Origin of the sequence: Herbaspirillum sp. B65 (genome assembly GCF_000333555.1) — a bacterium.
Taxonomy (GTDB): Bacteria; Pseudomonadota; Gammaproteobacteria; order Burkholderiales; family Burkholderiaceae_D; genus Herbaspirillum; species Herbaspirillum rubrisubalbicans.
Genome location: NZ_BADI01000183.1, coordinates 1 through 1,630, shown reverse-complemented (window position 1 = coordinate 1,630; position 1,630 = coordinate 1). Strand labels below are relative to the sequence as shown.

Annotated in this window: 1 protein-coding gene and 1 pseudogene; both read left to right on the top strand. The window is 66.6% G+C overall.

From position 1 onward, the window contains the following. Window positions 1-890: TVP38/TMEM64 family protein (locus I5W_RS04600; protein WP_044528358.1), on the top strand; the 890-nt coding region annotated here is incomplete at its 5' end. Next, window positions 890-1,630 (top strand): annotated as a pseudogene (locus I5W_RS04595) (endonuclease/exonuclease/phosphatase family protein); the annotation flags it as partial. The gene I5W_RS04600 and the pseudogene I5W_RS04595, both read left to right, overlap by 1 nt.

Genomic DNA, 1,630 nt, shown 5'->3' with positions numbered 1-1,630 from the left:
GGCAGCGCGAGTTGCGCCGCTTGGACCCGCGCCTGATCCCGGAGCTCGATGCGCTCACCCAGACCAACGCGGTATTCGACCCGGAACGCCCCATCAGTCCCGATGAATTCGTCGATGCATATGTGCCGCGCAGTGCCCGCAAACCGGTGCCGCGCCGCATCATCGGTCTAGGTGTGCTGGCGGTGGCGCTGGTGGCGTTTGCGCTGGCCTGGCGCTTCACGCCGCTGCGCGAATGGATCAACCTGGCGTCGCTCATTGCGCTGGCGCGCAGCGTCGACCAGATGCCCTTCACCCCGGCCATCGTGATTGCCGCCTTCGTGGTGGCGGGCATGTTGATGGTGCCCATTACGGTCTTGATAGCGGTAGCCGGTGTGGTGTTCGGGCCCGTCAATGGCGGCCTGTATGCCAGCGCCGGCGTAGGCTTGAGCGCCCTGCTCGGCTTTGGCCTGGGGCACTGGCTGGGACATGATGCCCTGCGCGACATGCTGGGGCCGCGCATCAACAATCTCAGCCGCCGCTTCGCCCAGCGCGGCATCGCCGCCATGGCCGTGGTGCGGCTGCTGCCCATTGCGCCCTTCACCGTGGTCAACGTGGTGGCCGGGGCCTCGCACCTGGGCTTGCGCGATTACCTGCTGGGTACCTTGATCGGCATGGCGCCGGGCATCGTGTTGACGGTCGTGTTCTCGCATAACCTGGCCGAGGCGATCCGCCATCCCAGCCTGCAGACCCTGCTGGTGCTGGCTGGCGTGACAGCGGCATTGATGTTGACCGCATTCGGGCTGCAAAAGCTGCTCAAGCCGCGCCAGCGCAACCAGGGACGTGCCCAGCGCCAGCCGGGTGTTCTCCAGGAAGCGGTCCATGACGAGCAGGTGGAGGCGCACCGGGCCTGATGAGTACCACCGCCAGCCATCTCACGCCCACGGGCAAGCTCTCATCGCGCCAGGCACAGCACGGCGTGAGCGCGCATAGCGACACCGAACTGGTGCTCACTGCCGATGTCCCCCTGCACAACCTGGATCCCTGGCCCCTGAAGGTAGCGACCTACAACATCCATGGCGCGCGCGGCACCGATGGCCTCTTCTCGCCTGGACGCATCGCCCGGGTCTTGCAGGAAATCGATGCCGACATCCTGGCCTTGCAGGAAGTGCCGCTGGGCGGCACAAGCCAGGTGGACGTACTGGCGCTGCTGCGGGAAGCAACGGGACTGTTTGCGGTTGAAGGCCCGACCCTGCAAAGCCCCGCGCGGCGCTACGGCAATGCGGTATTGAGCCGCTACCCGGTGCTGGCGACGCAGAACATCGACCTTTCCTTCGGCAGCCGCGAACCGCGTGGTGCACTGGATGCCGACATCGACTGCCATGGCCACATGCTGCGCGTGATCGCCACCCATCTGGGGCTCAAGCCGGCTGAACGGCGCGCCCAGATNCAGCGACTGCTGCAGGCCTTCGATACCGACCAGGCGCCGGTGATCCTGATGGGTGATGTCAATGAAATGGTCATGNTGGGCCGTGCGCTGCGCTGGCTGGTGTCCACTTCGAGGCAGCGCCGGCCCCGCGTACCTTCCCCTCGCGCTGGCCGCTGTTTGCGCTGGACCGTATCTGGATCAGCCCGCGCCAGCGCCTGTTGCAGG